We start from the raw sequence: 17,841 nt of genomic DNA, 5'->3' as shown, positions 1-17,841 counted from the left end.
GGATGTGTCTTGACGTCAAGATATCGACGAGGTGAGGATGTCGGCATGGACGCTGTCGACGAAATCCTGGCGCAATGGAATCGTGAACGACCCGATCTCGATGTCGGGCCGATGGGGCTGATCGGTCGTCTGGGCCGGATCGTGCACTTCCTGACGCGCGAGATGGACAAGACCTTCGCCGAATATGGCCTGACCGGCGCGAGTTTCGACGTGCTGGCGACGCTGCGCCGCTCCGGCGCGCCCTACAGCCTGTCGCCGGGCGACCTGCTTTCGACCATGATGATCACTTCGGGCACGCTGACCAACCGCATCGACCAGCTCGAAAAGGCCAGGCTTGTGACGCGCTCGCACAACCCCGACGACCGCCGCAGTGTTAGCGTCCTGTTAACCCCTAGAGGCCTCGCGACGATCGAAGCGGCGGTGACGGCGCATGTCGCGACGCAGAAGCGGCTGATCGCGCTGCTGTCGCCCGACGAGCAGGCGGCGCTCGACCCCTTGCTGCGAAGCTTCCTCGCCGGCATCGCGGCGCGCGCGTCAGGCTGACGTCATGTGCCGGGCCTCGTGGTCAAGCAGCCAGCGCTTGCGCGCCGTCCCGCCGCTGTAGCCGGTCAGGGCGCCATCGGCCCCGACGAGCCGGTGGCAGGGGATGACGACGCAGAACGGATTGGCGCCATTGGCATGGCCGACCGCCCGCGCCGATTGCGGCCGCCCCAGCCGCTCGGCGAGCCCTCCATAGTTGAGCGGGGTGCTGGGCGGGATGGTGCGCAGCGCCTGCCAGACCGTCTGCTGGAATGGGGTGCCGTCGGATCGGACCGCAATTGCATCGAGGGCGGCGAGGTCGCCGGCGAAATAATCCCGCAGGCGCGCGGCGATGCCAGCCGGGACCGCTTCCCGCGTCAGCGCATAGCCGCCCCGACCCAGCCGGCGATCGAGCAGCCGAGCCAGCCGATCCTCGCAATCGGCGAAATCCGCCGCGCGCAGAAAATCCTCTTCGTCGGCGACCAGCAGCATGTCGCCGATCGGCGTCGGGATGGCCTCGAGCGACAGGCGGATCGCGCCGCGGCTTGCAGCCTCCGGCCCGAAGCCGGCCGGGCGCGGGTCGGCGTTCATCCGCGCGCTTCCTTGTCCAGCAGCGCCCGCTTGCGCTCGACGCCCCAGCGATAGCCCGACAGCGCGCCGTCGTTCCGCACCACACGGTGGCAGGGGATCGCCACCGCGATGGCGTTGGCGGCGCAGGCGCCGGCCACCGCCCGCACGGCCTTGGGCGCGCCGATGCGGCGGGCAATATCGGCATAGCTCGCGGTCTCGCCGGCCGGAATCTCGCGCAGCGCTTGCCAGACCCGCTGCTGGAAGGCCGTGCCGCGCACGTCGAGCGGCAGGTCGAGTCCAAGTTTCGGAGCCTCGATGAAGCCGACCACCTGCGCCACCAGCCTCTCGAATTCGGCGTCGCCGCCGATCAGCTCGGCCTTGGGAAAACAGTCCTGCAGCTCGCGCGCCAGCGCCTCGGGGTCGTCGCCAAGCGTGATGGCGCAGATTCCCCGGCTGCTGCGCGCGACCAGGATGGCGCCGAGCGAACATTGCCCGATCGCAAAGTGGATCCGCGTGTCGGCGCCGCCGGCCCGGAACGCGGTCGGCGTCATGCCGAGCACGGCGTTAGACGTCGCATAGAAGCGGCCGCTCGACTGGAAGCCGGCATCATAGATCGCCTCGGTGACGCTGCCGGCGCCGCCCGCCAGCTGGTTTCGCGCCCGCGAGGCGCGGTGCGCCGCCGCATAGGCCTTGGGCGTCACCCCGGTCTGCGCCTTGAAGATCCGGTGGAAATGGAACGGGCTGAGGCCGACCGTCGCGGCGAGCTTCGCGAGCGACGGTTCCGTCTCGGCCGCCTCGAGCATGCGGCAGGCGTTGGCCACGATCTCGGCATGCTGCTCGGCCAGCGACGCAGCGTTGGGCGTGCAGCGCCGGCAGGCGCGGAAGCCTGCCGCCTCCGCGTCTTCGCAGGCGTCGAAGAAGCGGACATTCTCCGGCCTGGCGTGGCGGGAAGGGCAGGAGGGCCGGCAATAGATTCCGGTGGTGCGGACCGCGAAAACGAACGCGCCATCGAAGGCGCGATCGCGCGCCACCACCGCCTGCCAGCGGGGATCGCGCTCGACCGGCGCAAGCGCATCAGCGGGCGCGAGGGTGCTGGCGGGGGCAGGGGCGTCTGGGTGCAGGGCGTGGGCCATGGGCATCATCCTTCGCATGGATCATGCCCACTAGGTAGGCCCCGGAGATACCGCGCGCACTCCGGCCCTTGCTTTTGAATTTTTGGGGGAAGCGAGGAGCTTGGGCCCTGTCCCCTGGCTTGGCGCTCCATTTCCGGCAGTCTTCGCCAATTGCACTTTTCCTCAACGGTTGCCGGTGGCGCTCTGAGCCAGAATGGCGAGTAGGGGTGGTTTGCTGACGGTCTGCTTTTGGGCAAGACAGTGTGGACATCAGACATCTAGATTGCGGAAGCACCTGTTAGCGTCCTGAAATTCGACCCCCATTGAGGTTCCATGCCTTTCTCGACTAAAGAAGAAGCGGCATTCACAACAGCCGTGCAAACTATTGATCAAGCTGTTGCGCGCATGGAGAATCTGGTGCCCCAGCCAGCATGGACGCATCTCCATGGAGATGATCGTGCCCATCGGTATGTCGAGCATCAGGCGCGTCAGGCTCTAGTTCTAAAGTCGGTTCGATTGTCGAGCGCGTTGAGAGCTGGCTGGGTGTTGCTGCAAAACGGCTTAGTTCTAGATGCTGGCGCAACTATGAGAGCCATGGACGAGCTCGACTCTGACATCATGTTCATTGCGGGGCCGCTCGTATTTCAGCACCCGCGCGAACCGCGTCACGACCAGTATCTTGCCGAATTCTTTCAGGAGGAATTTGATCACCCGGATCCTCTTCAGGCGACGCAGAGGCGAAATCGTGTCTCCCGCCGCGACATCAGAGCCTATGTGGCCCGCACTTACAATGCGGGATTGCCGGTAAGCCAAGTCGTAGCGGTAACTGAGACCATTGACGCCACGTTCTCCGGTTATGTGCACGGTGCGGCGGTGCACATCATGGATGTATACGATGGTCACAAGTTCGTACTGCCACTTCAAACCACAGATCGGCGGCTATCTGACATGATGAGGCAGTACGTCCTGTATGTGCATCGTGCAATGATGGCCGTCGCCGTCGCAGCGAAGGCCTTTGGCGATAGCGGACCATTTGAATTGGTGTATGGGGCGGTCCATTGTGTCTTCACAGACGATGGCGAAATCCGGCTTTGACAAGTGCGTGTCGCAGTGACCGAATGATTGTCGATTTTGGGGACTAAATTCGTGACGGAAGAGAGTTTGCCTCCGACTTTCAAATCGCGCCATGATTACTATAATTTCCGACGCGAGGTCGTGAAGTCACGTCGTTTCATCCGGTCTCCGGAGACGGAAGCATTTCTGCAAGCCGTCGGTGCCACGTGTCATGCTCGGGAGAGTATCATTAATGTGGGCGCGGGATTGAGGCGAGCCCAAGTAGCACACAACCTGAGACCGATTTATCAAACCGGCGACGACGGTGAAGAAATCTACATCGACGATATCGAGTGCGCGGCCAACAGGGCCCGCATGATCCCGTTGCGTGACCGGGCCGGCGACGGACGCGTGAATCCCCGCGGAATACCGTGTCTCTATATGGCGACAAACGACGTTACGGCGGTATCGGAAGTCAGGCCTGCCATCGGCGCCTACGTGACCGTCGCCGGTATGAAATGCTTGCGCGAACTGAAACTGATCGACTGCAGCGTTCTCGCCAAAAAGCACTTTTTATACTTCAAAGAGCCAGAACGCGAGAAGATGGAGAAAGCCGTTTGGTCGGATATCGACCGAGCATTTTCAGCGCCGGCAGATAGGTCCGACGACGCAGCGGAGTACGCTCCCACACAGATCCTTGCGGAATTGTTCCGCTCCCTTGGTTACGACGGGGTAGCGTACAAAAGCGCGTTCGGCGAGGACGGCTACAATGTCGCGATTTTCAATATCGATGATTTCGAAGTCGGGTGGTGTCGGCTGTTTCAAGTGAAAGACATTACACACAAAATCGAGCAGCAACCCGGCTGATCTGCACTAACGCGCGTATAGCTGGCATCTCAACGAGGCGGCGCAAGGCAGCTTTCAGGAATTCACGCATTAGCTCTGAATTACCGAAATGGGGTCGGTATCTGCCGCTCGACTGCAAAGCAATGTGGCTGCCTCGCTTTCCTCGTCGGAGACGCACCTTACTAAAATCGCCTCCAAAGCTGGTCTTCGGTCCCAATGCGTCGTGAAATCGGGCATCCGTCGAGCGCCGCTCTCTCCCGCTGAATCCTTCCCATGCGGAAGGTGGCGTCGTATAATGGGAGCGTAGGACAGGAACGATGCCGCAGCGCGCTTTCCAGCGGCATTTCCGTTGCCGTTTCGATCCCTGCGACGGCCTGCCAGAGGGCGCGGACAAGGGCTAGCCAAACGCACCCGCGCACTTCTTTCGCCGGCAAATTTTTCAGGAGGAAGACATGGCCGAAATCAAGGACGTCGATGTCAATGCGCCGCCGCCGAGTGCCGAGTCGTTGCGGAAGGCCATTCTCGAAGAGCGGATGAAGGAGGTCGCCAAGGAACAGGCGCATCGGTCGTCGCAGAACGAGGCGCTCAACCAGTTCACCGAAAGCTTCCTGCGCGACCAGGTCAGCGACGAGGAGATCGCCAGCGTGCGCCGGGTGGCGATGAACGCGGTCAAGAACGGCAAGTACGAGGCGATGGTCTACACCTTCCCCTCCGTGCTCTGCACCGATAGCGGCCGGGCGATCAACAGCGCCGATCCGGACTGGCCCGAGACGCTGCAGGGCAAGGCCCGGCAGTTCTATGACCGCTATCTCCAATACGCCAAGCCGCAGGGTTTCCGGCTCAGCGCCATGATCATCAATTTTCCAAACGGCATGCCCGGTGATGTCGGCTTCTTCCTGAGCTGGAAGAGCGAGGTCCGGTAGGCCCGAGGGATCCCGGCGCGGGCGCGAAATCGCCCGCGATCTCTGCCGCCAGCGGGGATCGCCGGCACGGATTCAAGGATGCCTGGCCACGCGTCGCGGGACGTTCACCGGGCGTCGCCGTTCTGCACGTCGAGAACCCAGGTGATGCCGAACCTGTCCTTGAGCATTCCGTAGAGCGGGGACCAGCCGGCCGGCGCAAGGTCTTGCAGGATCTCGCCGTCAAGCTTGAGCCTGTCCCAATAGGTGATGATCTCGTCGCTGGCATTGCCGCTGATGGAAATGAAGAACGGGCTCTGACCCGGATCGTAGGCCCGGCTCGTCGGCACGTCATAGGCCATGATGACAAAGCCGTCTTTCGAAACGACGCGACCCCAGCCGACCCGATCGGCTTCCGCCGGATCGGTCGTGCCGTATATCTGCGCATGGGTCAGCAGCACCAGGTCGCCACCGAAGACGGATTGGTAAAAGGACAGTGCCGGGCGCGCCTCGCCCCGGAAATTGATGTGTGCGACGGTCTGGATGCTCAACGTCTTCGCCCTCTGGCTATGGGAAGTGGACGAACCGGGTATAGTTGCGCCCAACTGACACTTCACGGCAGTTGGACGATGAGCGGACCCGATCGATTGCTGCGCCTTCTTCAGCTCATGCGCGTCATGGCGCCCCCGATCACGGCCGGACGCCTGGCGGTCGAACGCGGCGTGTCCGTACGCTCGATCTATCGCGATATCGAGCTGCTGCGGCTGTCTGGCGCCCGGATCGAGGGAGAACGCGGCTATGGCTATCGATTGATCGAGGACTATGCACTGCCGCCGCAGACATTCGATCGTCTGGAAATCGAGGCGATCACCGTGGGGCTCGGCGAAGTGCGCCAGATGGGCGACCCGGATCTGGCGCGCGCCGCCGAATCTGTGCTTGCCAAGGTTGCCGCGACGCTGCCGGACGATCGCGAGCAGCAATTGCTGCATTCCATATCCCATGTCTATCGGCCAAGCGGTCGCTACGGCGCGCAGCCGCATCTGCAGGCCATACGGCAGGCGTGCTGGGAAGAGCAGGAGATCGAGATCGGCTATCGCGACCAGGCGGGCACCGCCAGCCAGCGCATCATTCGCCCCCTCGCGATCATGTACAGCGATCACGTCCTGACGGTTCTGGCCTGGTGTTGCCTGCGGGATGACTTCCGGATGTTCAGGGTCGACCGGATCGCAAGCCTTTCCAGCAACGGAGCGAGCTTTCGTCCCCGCCGGGTGAGGCTCTTGCGGGATTACCTTGCAAGGCTCCGGGAGACATAGCGGGAAACGAAGACCGACGCGTCACCATTCCCAGGCGTCACCACTCCCAGGCGTCCCGGCAATGGCAACCGGAGGGGCGGCGGCGTGCCGCCCGCCTCCCCGAATGGATCAAGGGGTGACCGGCCTACCGGGACGCGGCCTTGGCAAGGGATGTGCGGGCGATGCTTTTCGCGAAAAGCGGCGTCTCGCGGCTGTTGTGATCGCCGCCCGCGGCCTGCTCGAAGGTCTGGCCGTGTTCCGCGAAGAAGGTCATGAAGACGTCCGTCGGGTGGCAGGTGACCTTGTTGGTGTAGCGGGTGCGGTTGCCCTCGATGGGTTCGGCGATCAGTTCCCAGATGACATTGACCTGCGTCCGTCCGCCGGTGGGGGGAACACGTCGGAGATCGAGTTCATGCGGCAATAGGACGGTGTCGCGAAACGGTATCCCGCTCCAGCCAGAAGGAAGCTTCAGCCGAGAATGTCGGGGACGATGTTGCGCGGTGCCGCGTCCTCCGCGAAATCGGATGGCCGCTTCTGCCGCCTGCCGAGTTTCGGGGTGTCGAACGGGACGTGCTCGTAGGGAATCTGGCTCAGGATGTGGGCGATGCAATTGACCCGCGCGCGCTTCTTGTCGTCGGACGGCACGATCCACCAGGGAGCGTGGTGCGTATCGGTGGCGCTGATCATCTCGTCATAGGCGCGGGTGTATTCCCACCATCGATTGTAGGATTCGATGTCCATCGGGCTCAGCTTCCATTGCCGCAGCGGGTCCAGCAGGCGCTGGCGGAAGCGGCGCTCCTGCTCCGCCTCGGAGACATCGAGGAAATATTTGAGCAGGGTGATGCCGCCTTCGATCAGGGCGGCCTCGAAACGCGGCGTCAGCTCCAGGAAGCGGCGGGCCTTCTCCTCGCTGCAGAAGCCCATCACCCGCTCGACGCCGGGGCGGTTGTACCAGGAGCGGTCGAAGATCACGACCTCGCCGCCGGCCGGCAGATGCTGGACATAGCGCTGCATGTAGATCTGGGTCTTCTCGCGGTCGGTCGGCGCCGGCAGGGCGACGACGCGGAAGACGCGCGGGCTCACCCGCTCGACGAGGCGCTTGATCACGCCGCCCTTGCCGGCGGCGTCGCGCCCCTCGAAGATGATGACGATGCGGGCGCCGGAGGTCTTCACCCAGGCCTGGAGATGGGCAAGCTCCACCTGCAGCCGCGCCAGCTCGCTGGCGTAGCTCTTGCCGGGCCCCGGGGCCGCCTCGGCGATCGTGGATCCGGCGGGGCGCGGGGCTGATTTCCGCTTGGCCTTCTTGTCCTTGCTCATGCTTGCCTCCTGCGGCGCGCCGTGATGGAGAGTTCAGGTCCTGGCCTCGAACGCCTGATACGCATCGTCGAGAATGTCGAAGATCATGTCGGCCCCGATGACGTCGATGATGCCGGCGCGCTCGAGAAGGTCGCGCGCCTCGGCATGCAGGTCCGCGAGGCCGAGCCGGAGGCCGCGCTGGCGCAGTGCCTCGCAGACCTTGCCGAGCATTTCGGCCGCGGAGCTGTCGATCTGCGCGATCGCGCTCGCGTCGAGCACCAGCCAGCGCGTTCCTTCCGGCAGGCCGTCGGCGATGGCGTCCAGCCGCGTCGCGATATAATCGGTGTTGAAGAACAGCAGGCTGCCCTGGATCAGGCAGACGGCGAAGCCGGGCACGGCGCGCGCCTGCGGGGTCCGGTGCAGCTTGTAGAAGCCTTCGTGACCGGCGATCCGGCCGAGCATGGCGTCGCGCGGGAACATCAGCTTGCGCAGCACATAGGCGAGCGTCGCGCCGATGGCGATGACCACGCCGTTGAGCACGCCGAGGCCGATCGGGCCCCACATCGCGATCAGCGCGAACACGAACTCCGTCCGGCTGATGCGCCAGATCTGCCGCATGGCGCCGATGTCGATCATGCCGAGCGCGGTGGCGGCGAGAATGGCGCCGAGCGCCGGAAGCGGGATGATGCGCAGCGCCGGGCCGAGGAACAGCAGCGTCGCCACCAGCGTCAGCGCGGCGACCAGGCTGGTCAGCTGCGAGCGGCCGCCGACCGTCAGATTGACCGCGGTGCGCGAATCCGACGCCGAGACCGGGAAGGCGCCGAACAGGCCGGCGGCGAGGTTCGCGGCGCCGAAGCCGATCAACTCGCGGTTGGGATCGACCGCCTCTCCGGAGCGGGCGCCGAAGCTGCGCGCGGCGATGATGCCGGAGCCGTAGCTGACCAGGAAGATCGCCGCCGAGCCCAGCGCCAGCGTCTGCAGCGGCAGGCCGGCGAAGCGGGGCAGGGCGAGATGCGGCAGGCCGGACGGAATGTCGCCGACCACCGCGATGCCCCGCGCCTCGAAGCCGAACACCGCCGAAAGCAGCACCGACAGAACCACCACCAGCACCGGCCCCGGAACCGGGAATTTCGTGATCCGCACCAGCTGCAGCAGCGCGACCATCGAAAGCGCCAGGATCAGCGACGGCCAATGGATCGATCCCGCCTTGCGCAGCAGGTCGATCAGCGGCCGCAGCAGGCCATCGGAATCGACCTTGACCCCGGTGACGCGGCTGATCTGGCCGATCAGGATCGAGAACGAGATGCCGATGAAGAAGCCGGTCAGGATCGGCCGTGACAGGAAGCTCGCCAGCACGCCGAGCCGGAACAGCCAGGCGAGCAGGCAGAGCAGCCCGACGCCGAGCGCCAGCATCGCCGCGATCGCCACCCGCTCGCCCGAGCCGACATCCGGCACGCTGGCCGTGACGGCCGCGAGCGTCGCCGCCAGTATGGTCATGGTCGCGGCATCCGGCCCGACGATCAGGATCCTGGACGGGCCGAACAGCGCATAGGCGGCGAGCGGCGTGATGCTGGCATAGAGCCCGGTCTGCGGCGGCAGGCCGGCAATGGCGGGATAGGCGATGGCGCTGGGCAGGCCGATGGCGGCGACCGCGAGCCCGGCCGAGATGTCGCGCGTCAGCCAGGCCGGCTGGTAGCCGGCAAGCCCCGCGGGCAGGCGCAGCGGAAAGGTCCACCGGCCGGAGTGCATGTTGACCACCTGCGCCGGCTTTCGCCCGAAACCCGGCTTCCCTTGCCATGCGATGCAGTCCATCCACCACGGCGCCGAGCATACACCCGATGACGCTACGGAAACAGGTGGCGCGACGCGGCTGCACCCGGCCGCCTCCCATCTCCGGTTGCGAAAGCGCGGCGCTCAATTGACCGGCGCCGGGCGGGCCTGTTCAATGCAGGCGGGAGCGCAGAGGGAACTGCCATGCAGACAATGATTCGAAGACTGGCCGTCGTCGCGGTGCTGGCGCCGGCCTTGCTGGTCGCGGCCGGCCAGCCCGGCCAGGCGAAGGATGGCAAGAACGCCGCCGCCATCATCGGCGGCCTTGCCGGCCTCGCCGTGGGGGCTGCCATCGCCGACAGCGCCAACCGCAACAACGACATCTATGGCGCGCCGCCGCCGCCTTCCTATCGCCCGCCGGCGCCGTTCTCGCCCGCCGGCGGCATCATCTGCTATCCCGAACAGCGCGCCTGCTACAACAATGGCGGCGCCTATAGTGGCAACTGGACCTGGCGCGTTTATGGCCGCTGAGGGGAACACCATGCTCGCACATAGCTTCCGGCCAGCCCGCGCGATCCGCGCAGCCCTCGCCGCCACCGCGCTCGCCGTCCTTTTCGCCGCCGCCCCTGCCTTCGCGCAGACGGGAAACATCGCGCCGGCGCCGCCGGCCGGCGCCACCGCGCCGGCGCCCGGTGCCGACAATGACCGCGCCGACGCGTCCTGGGCCGATTTCCTGGAGACGGAAGGCGCCATCCTCGCCGACGCCCAGTTCGCGGCGCTGAACAACCTCGCCTTCCAGGCGGCGGCGGTCCGCGTCTGCGACGGCCACGGCCTCGCCAGGGAAACGTTTGGCAAGGCGATCGGCGATGTGATTGCCAGCGGCGACAAGGAACTGACCGACGAGCAGGCCGAGGAACGCAAGACCGCCATCCTCGTCGCCTTCGGCGCCCGCTACGGCCTTTTCATCGCCGAGGCCCATGGCGACAAGCAAGACTTCTGCGCCGCCGCCGCCAAGCTGAAGGCGGAGCCGGACGGCACGCCGGTGTTTATGGAGTAGGAGTGGGTGCCCTTGGCATGGCGATGATTCGAATCAAATGCGGTTCGACAGGTCTATCTGTATAGTTACATTTTGGTACGGAACCGTTTGATGCCAATTGATCCGAACCGCAGAACTCTCAAGCGGCGAGCGAATGAGTTGAAGCTGGCGTCATCGGAAACGTCTGATGCTGACGCTGCCGCATTGCTTCTTTTTTATGCCGCAGAGTGCAGTTTGAAGGCGTTGTATTTAGCCAAGTTTTCGCTAAATACGACTTCCGAATCTAATACAGCAGCGGGTAGTTCGGCACGGGCCCACCTGCATAGGCTGGATAGCATTCTATCAGCCCTTCGCGTTAGTGCAGAAGACTGCCCTTTGCGACCCGCTGCGATTAAGCTTCGAAGCGGTGATCATATTCATGTATCTGAGCTTCACGAGGCTTGGAGATATGGAGAAAAGCTAGACGGTCAGGATGATGTTGTGTCTTGGCTCCGTAAAATTCTGGCTTATACTGAGAAGCATCTTTGAGATTGGATGATCTGATAATGACTATCGAGATTGATCCGCCCGTCACCTGGATGGATGTTGCTCGCGCATTGGGGCAGATCGAGCCTACGTCCGATCTCTGGTTAGGCCGTCCCAAAGAGTTAATCAGAGCTGACATCGATTGGTCGGCAGCTACGTTCGAGTTTGATGGCGACGCAATTCCTGAGGCGGCGTTCCACGATTGGCTTGAGAAGGTCTTTCCTCAACGAATTGAGCGTTCGGATGCCGAAGCCTCCCTAATACTGGAGGGTCCTAAAGCCGAAAGGCTACCGATAGAACTAGAGTTACGACAAGCGCCTATCGCACAGTTGATGCCGATCGGTGCCATAGAGAGCTCGGTCAATTTTAGACCCGAGCCGTTAGTTTCTAACGGCGGCCTCCCGATTATCGCCTGTCACAGCGTCAAGGGTGGCAGTGGCCGTACTACCGCGGCAATTGCGTGCGCGATTGAGTGGGCGCGGCGTGCTCGCAAGCCGGTTCTGATCGTCGATGCCGATTTGGAGGCCCCGGGACTAAGTTATCTTTTTCAGCGATCCCGTGGGCACGCAAAAATTGCGTTCGAGGATATAGTAGCACTCGCTCATCGTGATGCTAGCCCAGCTTGGGAAGACACGATTGACTTCGCTGCCGGGCGGTTGCGAGACCAGAGAATTGACGACATCTTCGTATTACCCCTCAGGAGGAATCTCGAAGAATTAGCAAGCTCATCTATTCGAGCTGAACATCTTTCGACGCCTGAACGTCCATTTGCTTTGGCTGAACTGCTGCGAGCAATTGCCGACCGAACTGACTGCGCAGGCATAGTGGTAGACATACGTGCTGGCTTGGTGCCCCTAGCAGCCCAGCTAATACTCGATCCCAGTGTTGGGCGGATGTTCGTTTGTACTTTGGCGGGCCAATCGCTAGACGGCACAGCCGCTCTGATCGCGTATCTCTCGAGAGAGGCCCGTAGGCGGAATACGATTTTACCGGAGCCGCTGCTCCTAGTTAACCGAATTCCGTCGATCATCCGTGAGACTGGGGCCGATGAGAGCATCCTTAGGCCGGTACTGGATAGAGTTACGGTGGAACTGCTTCGAGGCAGAGATGCTGCAACTGGTGCTGATGAAGCAATTTTCTCGGTCGAGCAAGACATCAGCGCAATCTCGGTTGTCAGAATGCCTGAAATATCTGATTTGCAAGTATCCTCCGCTGGATGGGACGGTTTTGTCGAGCAATTGCGGTCGTCAGGTTTTCAAAAGAGGATTACGGGTGATTTTGGCGATTGGCTGACCCGGACGCTTGACGACATGGGCGCAGCCTCTACCGCGCCAAATTTACCGACTCTCAATTTAGATGTCAGCCACCAGGAACGCTGCAAGCTGCTTCGAACTTTCGCAGGAAAACTAGTGGCAGCGGAACTTGCCGAGGCGCCTATTGAAACACCTCTGATTACGGGCCCCTTACGCGCGTTAGCCGAGCAATTTAAATCCCAACTCCCAGTCATAGTAGCTGAAGGTGCAAAGGGAACCGGCAAGACGCTGACGGCGCGTTTTGTCGCCGCTCGCGGTGATTGGGTCTCTGTTGTGGAGGCGCTTTCCGGTGCGAGCGACGCGGTGGACGCCCCAATCCTGCCGGTACTTGGGTCGATCCAGTCCAGCGAGGCGTATCAAGTTGAGATTGATAGTTGTCGCCAAGCGGTTGCCGCAAAGCTCGGTTTCGGACAGGCGCAGACCGTCTATGAAACGAAAAGCTATCTCAATTCGGCATTGACGGTGGCGGCGAACGAGCAGGAACGCGCCACAGTTTGGTTAAATAGTATAGCTTGGGCAGCTGGTTTCGATGTGGGTAATACTACTGCGGGCGAGCGTTTCCCCAAGGAACTTCGTGATCGTGGGCAGAATCTTCTGGTCGTGATTGAGGGAATAGAAGAGCTCTATAAGGATCCTTTTTCTGGCAATACTCCCCTGTGGTTGCGGAGCCTTCTTGTCGATTTGCCACAACGTGTAAGGGCGGAGCCGGGGCGTCCTATAGGTCTAATTATCTTCGCTCGGCGCGATAGCGTCGATGCAGCTGTACCGCAGAATAGTGACCAGTTTAGGCGAGCATATCAATCTTTCGCGCTTTCGTGGAGCGACAGCGACGTTATCGAGTTGGCGGCTTGGTTGGCTACGAAGTCTGGGGCTCTTGACGTTTGGACGCCAGCTTTTCGGTCAATGCCGCAAGCAGAGAAAGAGGAACGCCTCTATCCTCTTTGGGGACGAAAGCTCGGCCCAGATGATAAGCCAAGCAAGAGAACTGCTGAGGCTTATACGGCAAACTGGGTTATCGCGGTTCTCTCCGATCTTCAGAGCCGGTTGGTTGCGCGCGATTTGGTCAGGTTACTTGAAAATGCGGCTGCAGCGTCGGTTTCGGCAAACGACGTGGAATTCTCCGCGTCGCGATTGCTGGCTCCGAGGGCGTTGAAAGATGCGGTGAAGCCAACTAGCGTTGCAAAGGTTAGTGAGACGCAAGAGGAAATAGCAGAGCTTAAGCCTGTTTTTGACAAGTTCAGAAAATATCCGGATAGTGTTGTTGCTCCGCTTGATAGTGAGGCCATAGTAAAACTAGGGCTTAGTGAGGCGGATATCAGGCTCCTGCAGCGCCACGCTATCCTTTTTGGGGACTCGCCACCTTACGAGGTGCCAGAATTGTTTCGAATGGGGCTCAATCTCAAGCATAGTGGTGCTCGGCACAGTGTTATCAATCTGCGCCGACGGGCGAGGCAACGCTTGGGTTTGACAAGCTAGTTGTCTAGCCCGGTTGGATAGTGGTCAGTGCATTAAGTTGCGGCTCAAGCCGCAACTCTCATCCCCCCGCAAACACCTTTGCCACCACAGCCCTTGCGTCCGACTGGATCTGCGCCAGGTGCTCGGCGCTCAAGAAGCTCTCCGCGTAGATCTTGTAGACTTCTTCCGTGCCGGAGGGGCGGGCGGCGAACCAGCCGTTTTCGGTCACCACCTTGATGCCGCCGATCGAGGCGTCGTTGCCCGGCGCGCGGGTGAGGCGGGCCGTCACCGGCTCGCCGGCAAGCTCCGCCGCGTCGATCTTGGACGGATCGAGTTTTCCAAGGATCGCCTTCTGCTCCACCGTCGCCGGGGCGTCGATGCGCGCGTAATAGGATTTGCCAAGATCCGACGTGACCGACTGGTAGAGCTGGTTGGGGTCCTGCCCGGTGGTGGCGGTGATCTCGGCCGCCAGCAGGCCCATGATCAGGCCGTCCTTGTCGGTGGTCCAGACAGAGCCGTCGCGGCGCAGGAACGAGGCGCCGGCGCTTTCCTCGCCGCCAAAGGCGAGCGAACCATCGATCAGCCCGGCGCTGAACCATTTGAAGCCGACCGGGACCTCGACCAATTTTCGGCCCATCTTGGCGACGACGCGATCGATCATGCCGCTGGAGACGGCCGTCTTGCCGAAGGCGCTCGCTTCGCTCCATTCCGGCCGGTGGCGGCAGAGATAGGCGATCGAGGCGGAGAGGTACTGGTTGGGGTTCATCAGCCCGCCCGAGGGCGTGACGATGCCGTGGCGGTCGGCGTCGGTGTCGTTGGCGAAGGCGATGTCGAATTTTTCGGCGAGCGCGATCAGCGGCGCCATGGCGTAGGGCGAGGAGCAGTCCATGCGGATCTTGCCGTCCCAGTCCGCCGTCATGAAGGCGAAGGTCGGGTCGACGATGTCGTTGACGACCGTGGCGTCGAGCTTGAAGCGCTCGATCATCGGCTCCCAGTAGCGCACGGCGGCGCCGCCGAGTGGGTCGATGCCGATTTTTACACCCGCCGCGCGAATGGCTTCCATGTCGATGACGGAGGCGAGATCGGCGACATAGGGGGTGATGTAGTCATACGGGCGGATGCAGGCTTCCTTGCGGGCGCGGGCGAAGGGCATGCGCTTCACGCCGGCGAGTTTTGTCGCCAGGAACTCGTTGGCCGCCTTGCCGATCCATGAGGTGACGTCGACATCGGCCGGGCCGCCATTGGTCGGGTTGTACTTGAAGCCGCCATCATCGGGCGGATTGTGCGACGGGCTGATCACGATGCCGTCGGCGAGGCCTTCGGTGCGGCCTTTGTTGTAGGTGAGGATGGCATGCGAGATGACCGGCGTCGGCGTATAGCCAAGATGCTCGTCGACCAGGGTCTCGACGCCATTGGCGGCCAGCACCTCGATCGCCGAGGTGAGGGCGGCCTCGGAGAGGGCGTGGCTGTCCATGCCGATGAAGAGCGGGCCGGTGATGCCGGCTTGGCTCCGATAGAGGCAGACGGCCTGGGTGATCGCCAGGATGTGCCATTCGTTGAAGGCGGAGGCGAAGGCCGAGCCGCGATGGCCCGACGTGCCGAACGCCACCTTCTGGGTCGCGATCGCCGGGTCCGGCGTCAGCGCGAAATAGGCGGTCATCAGCCGCGGAATGTTGGTGAGGGCCGAGCGGGGAACCGGCTTGCCGGCGAGAGGATGGAGCGTTGCTTCCGACATATTGTTTTCTCTGCGATTCCACACGATCGGGAGAGGATCATGATCGGCGGCGCGGGCGCGGGCAACCACCGTTTTCGGGTTCGTTCGCGAGGCGGGGATAGCGGGCAAAGGCCGGGTCAGCCAGCCCCGGGTTTCCGGGGCTTTTTGCCCTTCGCCCGGTTGCGCGCGATCGCCGCGCCGATCAGCGCCTGGAACGCCGGCCCGTCGATCGCCTCGCCCTCGTGGAGGTCGATGGCGCGGCGGGTGTTTCCCTCGAGGCTCGCATTGAACAGGCCGGAAGGGTCGTCGAGCGCGGCGCCGTGGGCGAAGGTCAGCTTGACGGCGGATTTGTAGGTCTCGCCGGTGCAGAGGATGCCGTCCTGCGACCAGACGGGCACGCCGCGCCATTTCACCTCCTCCACGACATCCGGGTCGGCGTCGCGGATCAGCCGGCGGACCTGCGCCAGCGTCTCGCCGCGCCAGTCGGCGAGGTCGCGGATCTTCGCGTCGATGATGTCGGAGGCGGCGACGCCTGCCGCCGGCTCCGCGTCGTGCGTGGGCTTGGTCATGGCGTGTCCTCCCGGGCGGTTCGAGCCCTATTCCGGCTTGCGAAAGGTCAGGCCGTGCTCGACGGCGGCCTTGCCGAACTTGCCGCGCACCTTGTCGATCGCGGCCTCTGCCTTGGCGCGCTTGGCGGCGGCGGGGTCGACGAGATCGTCCGGATCGGCCCGCTGCGGATCGGAGAAATCCGATACCGACACACCGATCAGGCGATAGGTGGTGCCGTCGGTCTCGTGCGCCAGAAGCTGCTCGGCCGTGCGAAAAATGCGGTCGGCGAGGCGGGTCGGGTCGGCGAGCTGGCGCGAGCGGGTGCGCAGCTTGAAATCGGAGGATTTGAGCTTCAGCGTCACGTTGCAGGCGGCGAGCTCGGCGCGCTTCAGCCGGGCGGATACCTTCTCCGACAGGCGGCGCAGGATCGGCCTGAGTGTGGCGAGGTCGGCGTGGTCGTGGTCGAAGGTGGTCTCGGCGCCGATCGATTTGGCCTCGTGGCGCGGCTCGACGGTGCGGCGGTCGTCGGCGCGGGCGAGGCGGGCGAGCCGCAGGCCCATGACGCCATAGCGCCTGGCGAGGTCGCTTTCCTCCATGCGCTGCAGCTGGCCGATCGTCTTGATGCCCTGTTCGGCGAGCTTCGCTTCCAGCGCCTTGCCGACGCCCCAGATCATGCCGACCGGCTTTTCGGCCAGGAAGGTCAGCGCTTCGGCGCGGCCGATGACGGAGAAGCCGCGCGGCTTGTCGAGGTCGGAGGCGAGCTTGGCCAGGAACTTGTTGAAGGAGAGCCCGACCGAGATGGTGATGCCGATCTCCTGTTCGACGCGGCGGGCGAAGCGGGCGATGGTCAGCGCCGGTGGCGCGCCATGCAGCCGCTCCGTGCCGGAGAGATCGAGGAAGGCCTCGTCGATCGAGATCGGCTCGACCAGCGGCGTCAGTTCCTGCATCAGCGCGCGGATCTGCTGGCCGACGGCGACGTATTTCTCCATGTTCGGCCGAATCACAACCGCGTCCGGGCAAAGGTCGAGCGCCTTGTACATCGGCATGGCCGAGCGGACGCCGTGGATGCGGGCGATGTAGCAGCAGGTCGAGACGACGCCGCGTTTTCCCCCGCCGATGATGACGGCCTGGTCGGCAAGGCTCGGGTCGTCGCGCTTCTCGATCGAGGCGTAGAAGGCGTCGCAATCGACATGGGTGATGGAGAGCGTGCCGAGTTCTGGATGCGAAGCGATGCGCGGGCTGCCGCAGGCGCGGCAACGCGGCCCGGAAGCGGGCGTCAGGCAGTCGCGGCAGAAGCCGGCGAGGGCATTGGCAGGGATCGACATGACGGCCCGGTGGCGGCGCGATGCCGCGTGAGGGGAAACTATCCGTCCGGGAGCGGGGCCGCAATCGATCCGGCGCAGCGGCGGCGCAGGGTCGCCGCGGGCGGCAATCCTTCCTGCGTGTGGCCTGTTCAGTTGCGATGCGGCAGAGGCGGGTGATATAGCGAGCGGATCATTTCCGCCGTGGCCGGCGCGCTCAACCGCCTCGTCAACGGCTCTTGCCAAAGGGTTCTCGCCATGTCCGTCGACATCGCCACCGTCAAGCGGGTCGCTCATCTCGCCCGGATCGCTGTCACCGAGGAGGAAGCCCAATCCTTCCAGGGCGAGATCAACGCGATTCTCGGCTTTGCCGAGCAATTGAACGAGGTCGATGTCGAGGGCGTCGAGCCGCTGACCTCGGTCGTCGCGCAGACGATGAAGAAGCGCGCCGATGTCGTCACCGACGGCTTCTATGCCGATCGCGTCGTCGCCAATGCGCCCGTCTCGGACGATGATTTCTTCGTCGTGCCCAAGGTCGTCGAGTGACCGCCGGGCGCTAGACGCCGACTTTTCCGAAGAGGGCGCCGCGCG

At 63.5% G+C, this 17,841-nt stretch carries 17 protein-coding genes and 1 pseudogene; 9 read left to right on the top strand and 9 right to left on the bottom strand.

All coding sequences use genetic code 11. The features are described from left to right. Window positions 1-45: 45 nt before the first annotated feature. Window positions 46-543: a MarR family winged helix-turn-helix transcriptional regulator gene (locus OSH10_RS15175; protein ID WP_266332685.1), complete on the top strand. Its 498-nt coding sequence runs from the start codon at window positions 46-48 to the stop codon at window positions 541-543. On the opposite strand, the gene OSH10_RS15170 is transcribed toward OSH10_RS15175, so the two are convergent. Both OSH10_RS15170 and ada read right to left on the bottom strand, forming a co-directional pair. Then, window positions 535-1,110, bottom strand: a complete 576-nt coding sequence (locus OSH10_RS15170; protein WP_266332684.1) for a methylated-DNA--[protein]-cysteine S-methyltransferase — start codon at window positions 1,108-1,110, stop codon at window positions 535-537. The two genes, OSH10_RS15175 and OSH10_RS15170, sit on opposite strands and share 9 nt — an antisense overlap. Beyond that, window positions 1,107-2,222, bottom strand: coding sequence for a bifunctional DNA-binding transcriptional regulator/O6-methylguanine-DNA methyltransferase Ada (gene ada, locus OSH10_RS15165; protein WP_266332683.1), 1,116 nt, complete (start codon window positions 2,220-2,222; stop codon window positions 1,107-1,109). The genes OSH10_RS15170 and ada overlap by 4 nt, the downstream gene beginning before the upstream one ends. Before the next feature lie 312 nt (window positions 2,223-2,534). Here ada and OSH10_RS15160 point away from each other — a divergent pair, with 312 nt between their 5' ends. The 3 genes from OSH10_RS15160 (at window position 2,535) to OSH10_RS15150 (ending at window position 5,023) form a co-directional block, all read left to right on the top strand. Further along, on the top strand, window positions 2,535-3,296 hold the full coding sequence (locus OSH10_RS15160) for a hypothetical protein (protein WP_266332682.1): 762 nt from the start codon (window positions 2,535-2,537) through the stop codon (window positions 3,294-3,296). 51 nt (window positions 3,297-3,347) lie between these two features. Further along, window positions 3,348-4,121 carry an RES family NAD+ phosphorylase gene (locus tag OSH10_RS15155; protein WP_266332681.1) on the top strand — a complete coding sequence of 258 codons (774 nt, stop codon included), beginning with the start codon at window positions 3,348-3,350 and terminating at the stop codon, window positions 4,119-4,121. A 431-nt stretch (window positions 4,122-4,552) separates the two neighbouring features. Beyond that, window positions 4,553-5,023, top strand: coding sequence for a histidine kinase (locus tag OSH10_RS15150; RefSeq protein WP_266332680.1), 471 nt, complete (start codon window positions 4,553-4,555; stop codon window positions 5,021-5,023). Window positions 5,024-5,127: 104 nt separating this feature from the next. Here OSH10_RS15150 and OSH10_RS15145 read toward each other — a convergent pair whose 3' ends face one another. Further along, window positions 5,128-5,550, bottom strand: coding sequence for a VOC family protein (locus tag OSH10_RS15145; protein WP_266332679.1), 423 nt, complete (start codon window positions 5,548-5,550; stop codon window positions 5,128-5,130). A gap of 78 nt (window positions 5,551-5,628) precedes the next feature. Here OSH10_RS15145 and OSH10_RS15140 point away from each other — a divergent pair, with 78 nt between their 5' ends. Beyond that, the gene (locus tag OSH10_RS15140) at window positions 5,629-6,312 is read left to right on the top strand and encodes a helix-turn-helix transcriptional regulator (protein ID WP_266332677.1); all 684 of its coding nucleotides are present in this window, start codon (window positions 5,629-5,631) and stop codon (window positions 6,310-6,312) included. Window positions 6,313-6,436: 124 nt separating this feature from the next. Here the strand turns inward: OSH10_RS15140 and OSH10_RS15135 are convergent. The 3 genes and pseudogenes from OSH10_RS15135 to OSH10_RS15125 all read right to left on the bottom strand — a co-directional run. Beyond that, window positions 6,437-6,726: pseudogene (locus OSH10_RS15135) on the bottom strand (hypothetical protein); the annotation flags it as partial. Between the two features lie 33 nt (window positions 6,727-6,759). Beyond that, window positions 6,760-7,608 carry a polyphosphate kinase 2 gene (gene ppk2 / locus OSH10_RS15130; RefSeq protein ID WP_266332676.1) on the bottom strand — a complete coding sequence of 283 codons (849 nt, stop codon included), beginning with the start codon at window positions 7,606-7,608 and terminating at the stop codon, window positions 6,760-6,762. A gap of 33 nt (window positions 7,609-7,641) precedes the next feature. Beyond that, on the bottom strand, window positions 7,642-9,336 hold the full coding sequence (locus OSH10_RS15125) for a SulP family inorganic anion transporter (RefSeq protein ID WP_266332675.1): 1,695 nt from the start codon (window positions 9,334-9,336) through the stop codon (window positions 7,642-7,644). A gap of 225 nt (window positions 9,337-9,561) precedes the next feature. Here OSH10_RS15125 and OSH10_RS15120 point away from each other — a divergent pair, with 225 nt between their 5' ends. From OSH10_RS15120 to OSH10_RS15110, 3 genes are all read left to right on the top strand, one after another. Continuing rightward, the gene (locus OSH10_RS15120; protein WP_266332674.1) at window positions 9,562-9,888 is read left to right on the top strand and encodes a hypothetical protein; all 327 of its coding nucleotides are present in this window, start codon (window positions 9,562-9,564) and stop codon (window positions 9,886-9,888) included. Window positions 9,889-9,898: 10 nt separating this feature from the next. Further along, window positions 9,899-10,414: a hypothetical protein gene (locus OSH10_RS15115; RefSeq protein WP_266332673.1), complete on the top strand. Its 516-nt coding sequence runs from the start codon at window positions 9,899-9,901 to the stop codon at window positions 10,412-10,414. Between the two features lie 524 nt (window positions 10,415-10,938). Beyond that, window positions 10,939-13,707 (top strand): KGGVGR-motif variant AAA ATPase, encoded by a 2,769-nt coding sequence (locus OSH10_RS15110; protein WP_266332672.1) that lies wholly within the window; start codon window positions 10,939-10,941, stop codon window positions 13,705-13,707. Between the two features lie 58 nt (window positions 13,708-13,765). Here the strand turns inward: OSH10_RS15110 and pgm are convergent, their stop codons facing one another. From pgm to OSH10_RS15095, 3 genes are all read right to left on the bottom strand, one after another. After that, a complete protein-coding gene (gene pgm / locus OSH10_RS15105; protein ID WP_266332671.1) occupies window positions 13,766-15,421 on the bottom strand; it encodes a phosphoglucomutase (alpha-D-glucose-1,6-bisphosphate-dependent) in 1,656 nt (551 codons plus the stop codon). A 116-nt stretch (window positions 15,422-15,537) separates the two neighbouring features. Continuing rightward, window positions 15,538-15,969, bottom strand: a complete 432-nt coding sequence (locus OSH10_RS15100) for a DUF1801 domain-containing protein (RefSeq protein ID WP_266332670.1) — start codon at window positions 15,967-15,969, stop codon at window positions 15,538-15,540. 27 nt (window positions 15,970-15,996) lie between these two features. Further along, the gene (locus OSH10_RS15095) at window positions 15,997-17,274 is read right to left on the bottom strand and encodes a DNA polymerase IV (protein ID WP_266332669.1); all 1,278 of its coding nucleotides are present in this window, start codon (window positions 17,272-17,274) and stop codon (window positions 15,997-15,999) included. A gap of 234 nt (window positions 17,275-17,508) precedes the next feature. Between OSH10_RS15095 and gatC the strand changes: the two genes are divergently transcribed. Beyond that, on the top strand, window positions 17,509-17,796 hold the full coding sequence (gene gatC, locus OSH10_RS15090) for an Asp-tRNA(Asn)/Glu-tRNA(Gln) amidotransferase subunit GatC (RefSeq protein ID WP_266332668.1): 288 nt from the start codon (window positions 17,509-17,511) through the stop codon (window positions 17,794-17,796). Window positions 17,797-17,841: the final 45 nt, after the last annotated feature.

The sequence above is a fragment of the Kaistia defluvii genome, from assembly GCF_026343955.1.
Classification (GTDB): Bacteria; Pseudomonadota; Alphaproteobacteria; order Rhizobiales; family Kaistiaceae; genus Kaistia; species Kaistia defluvii.
This window is presented reverse-complemented; position numbering and strand designations above follow the sequence as displayed.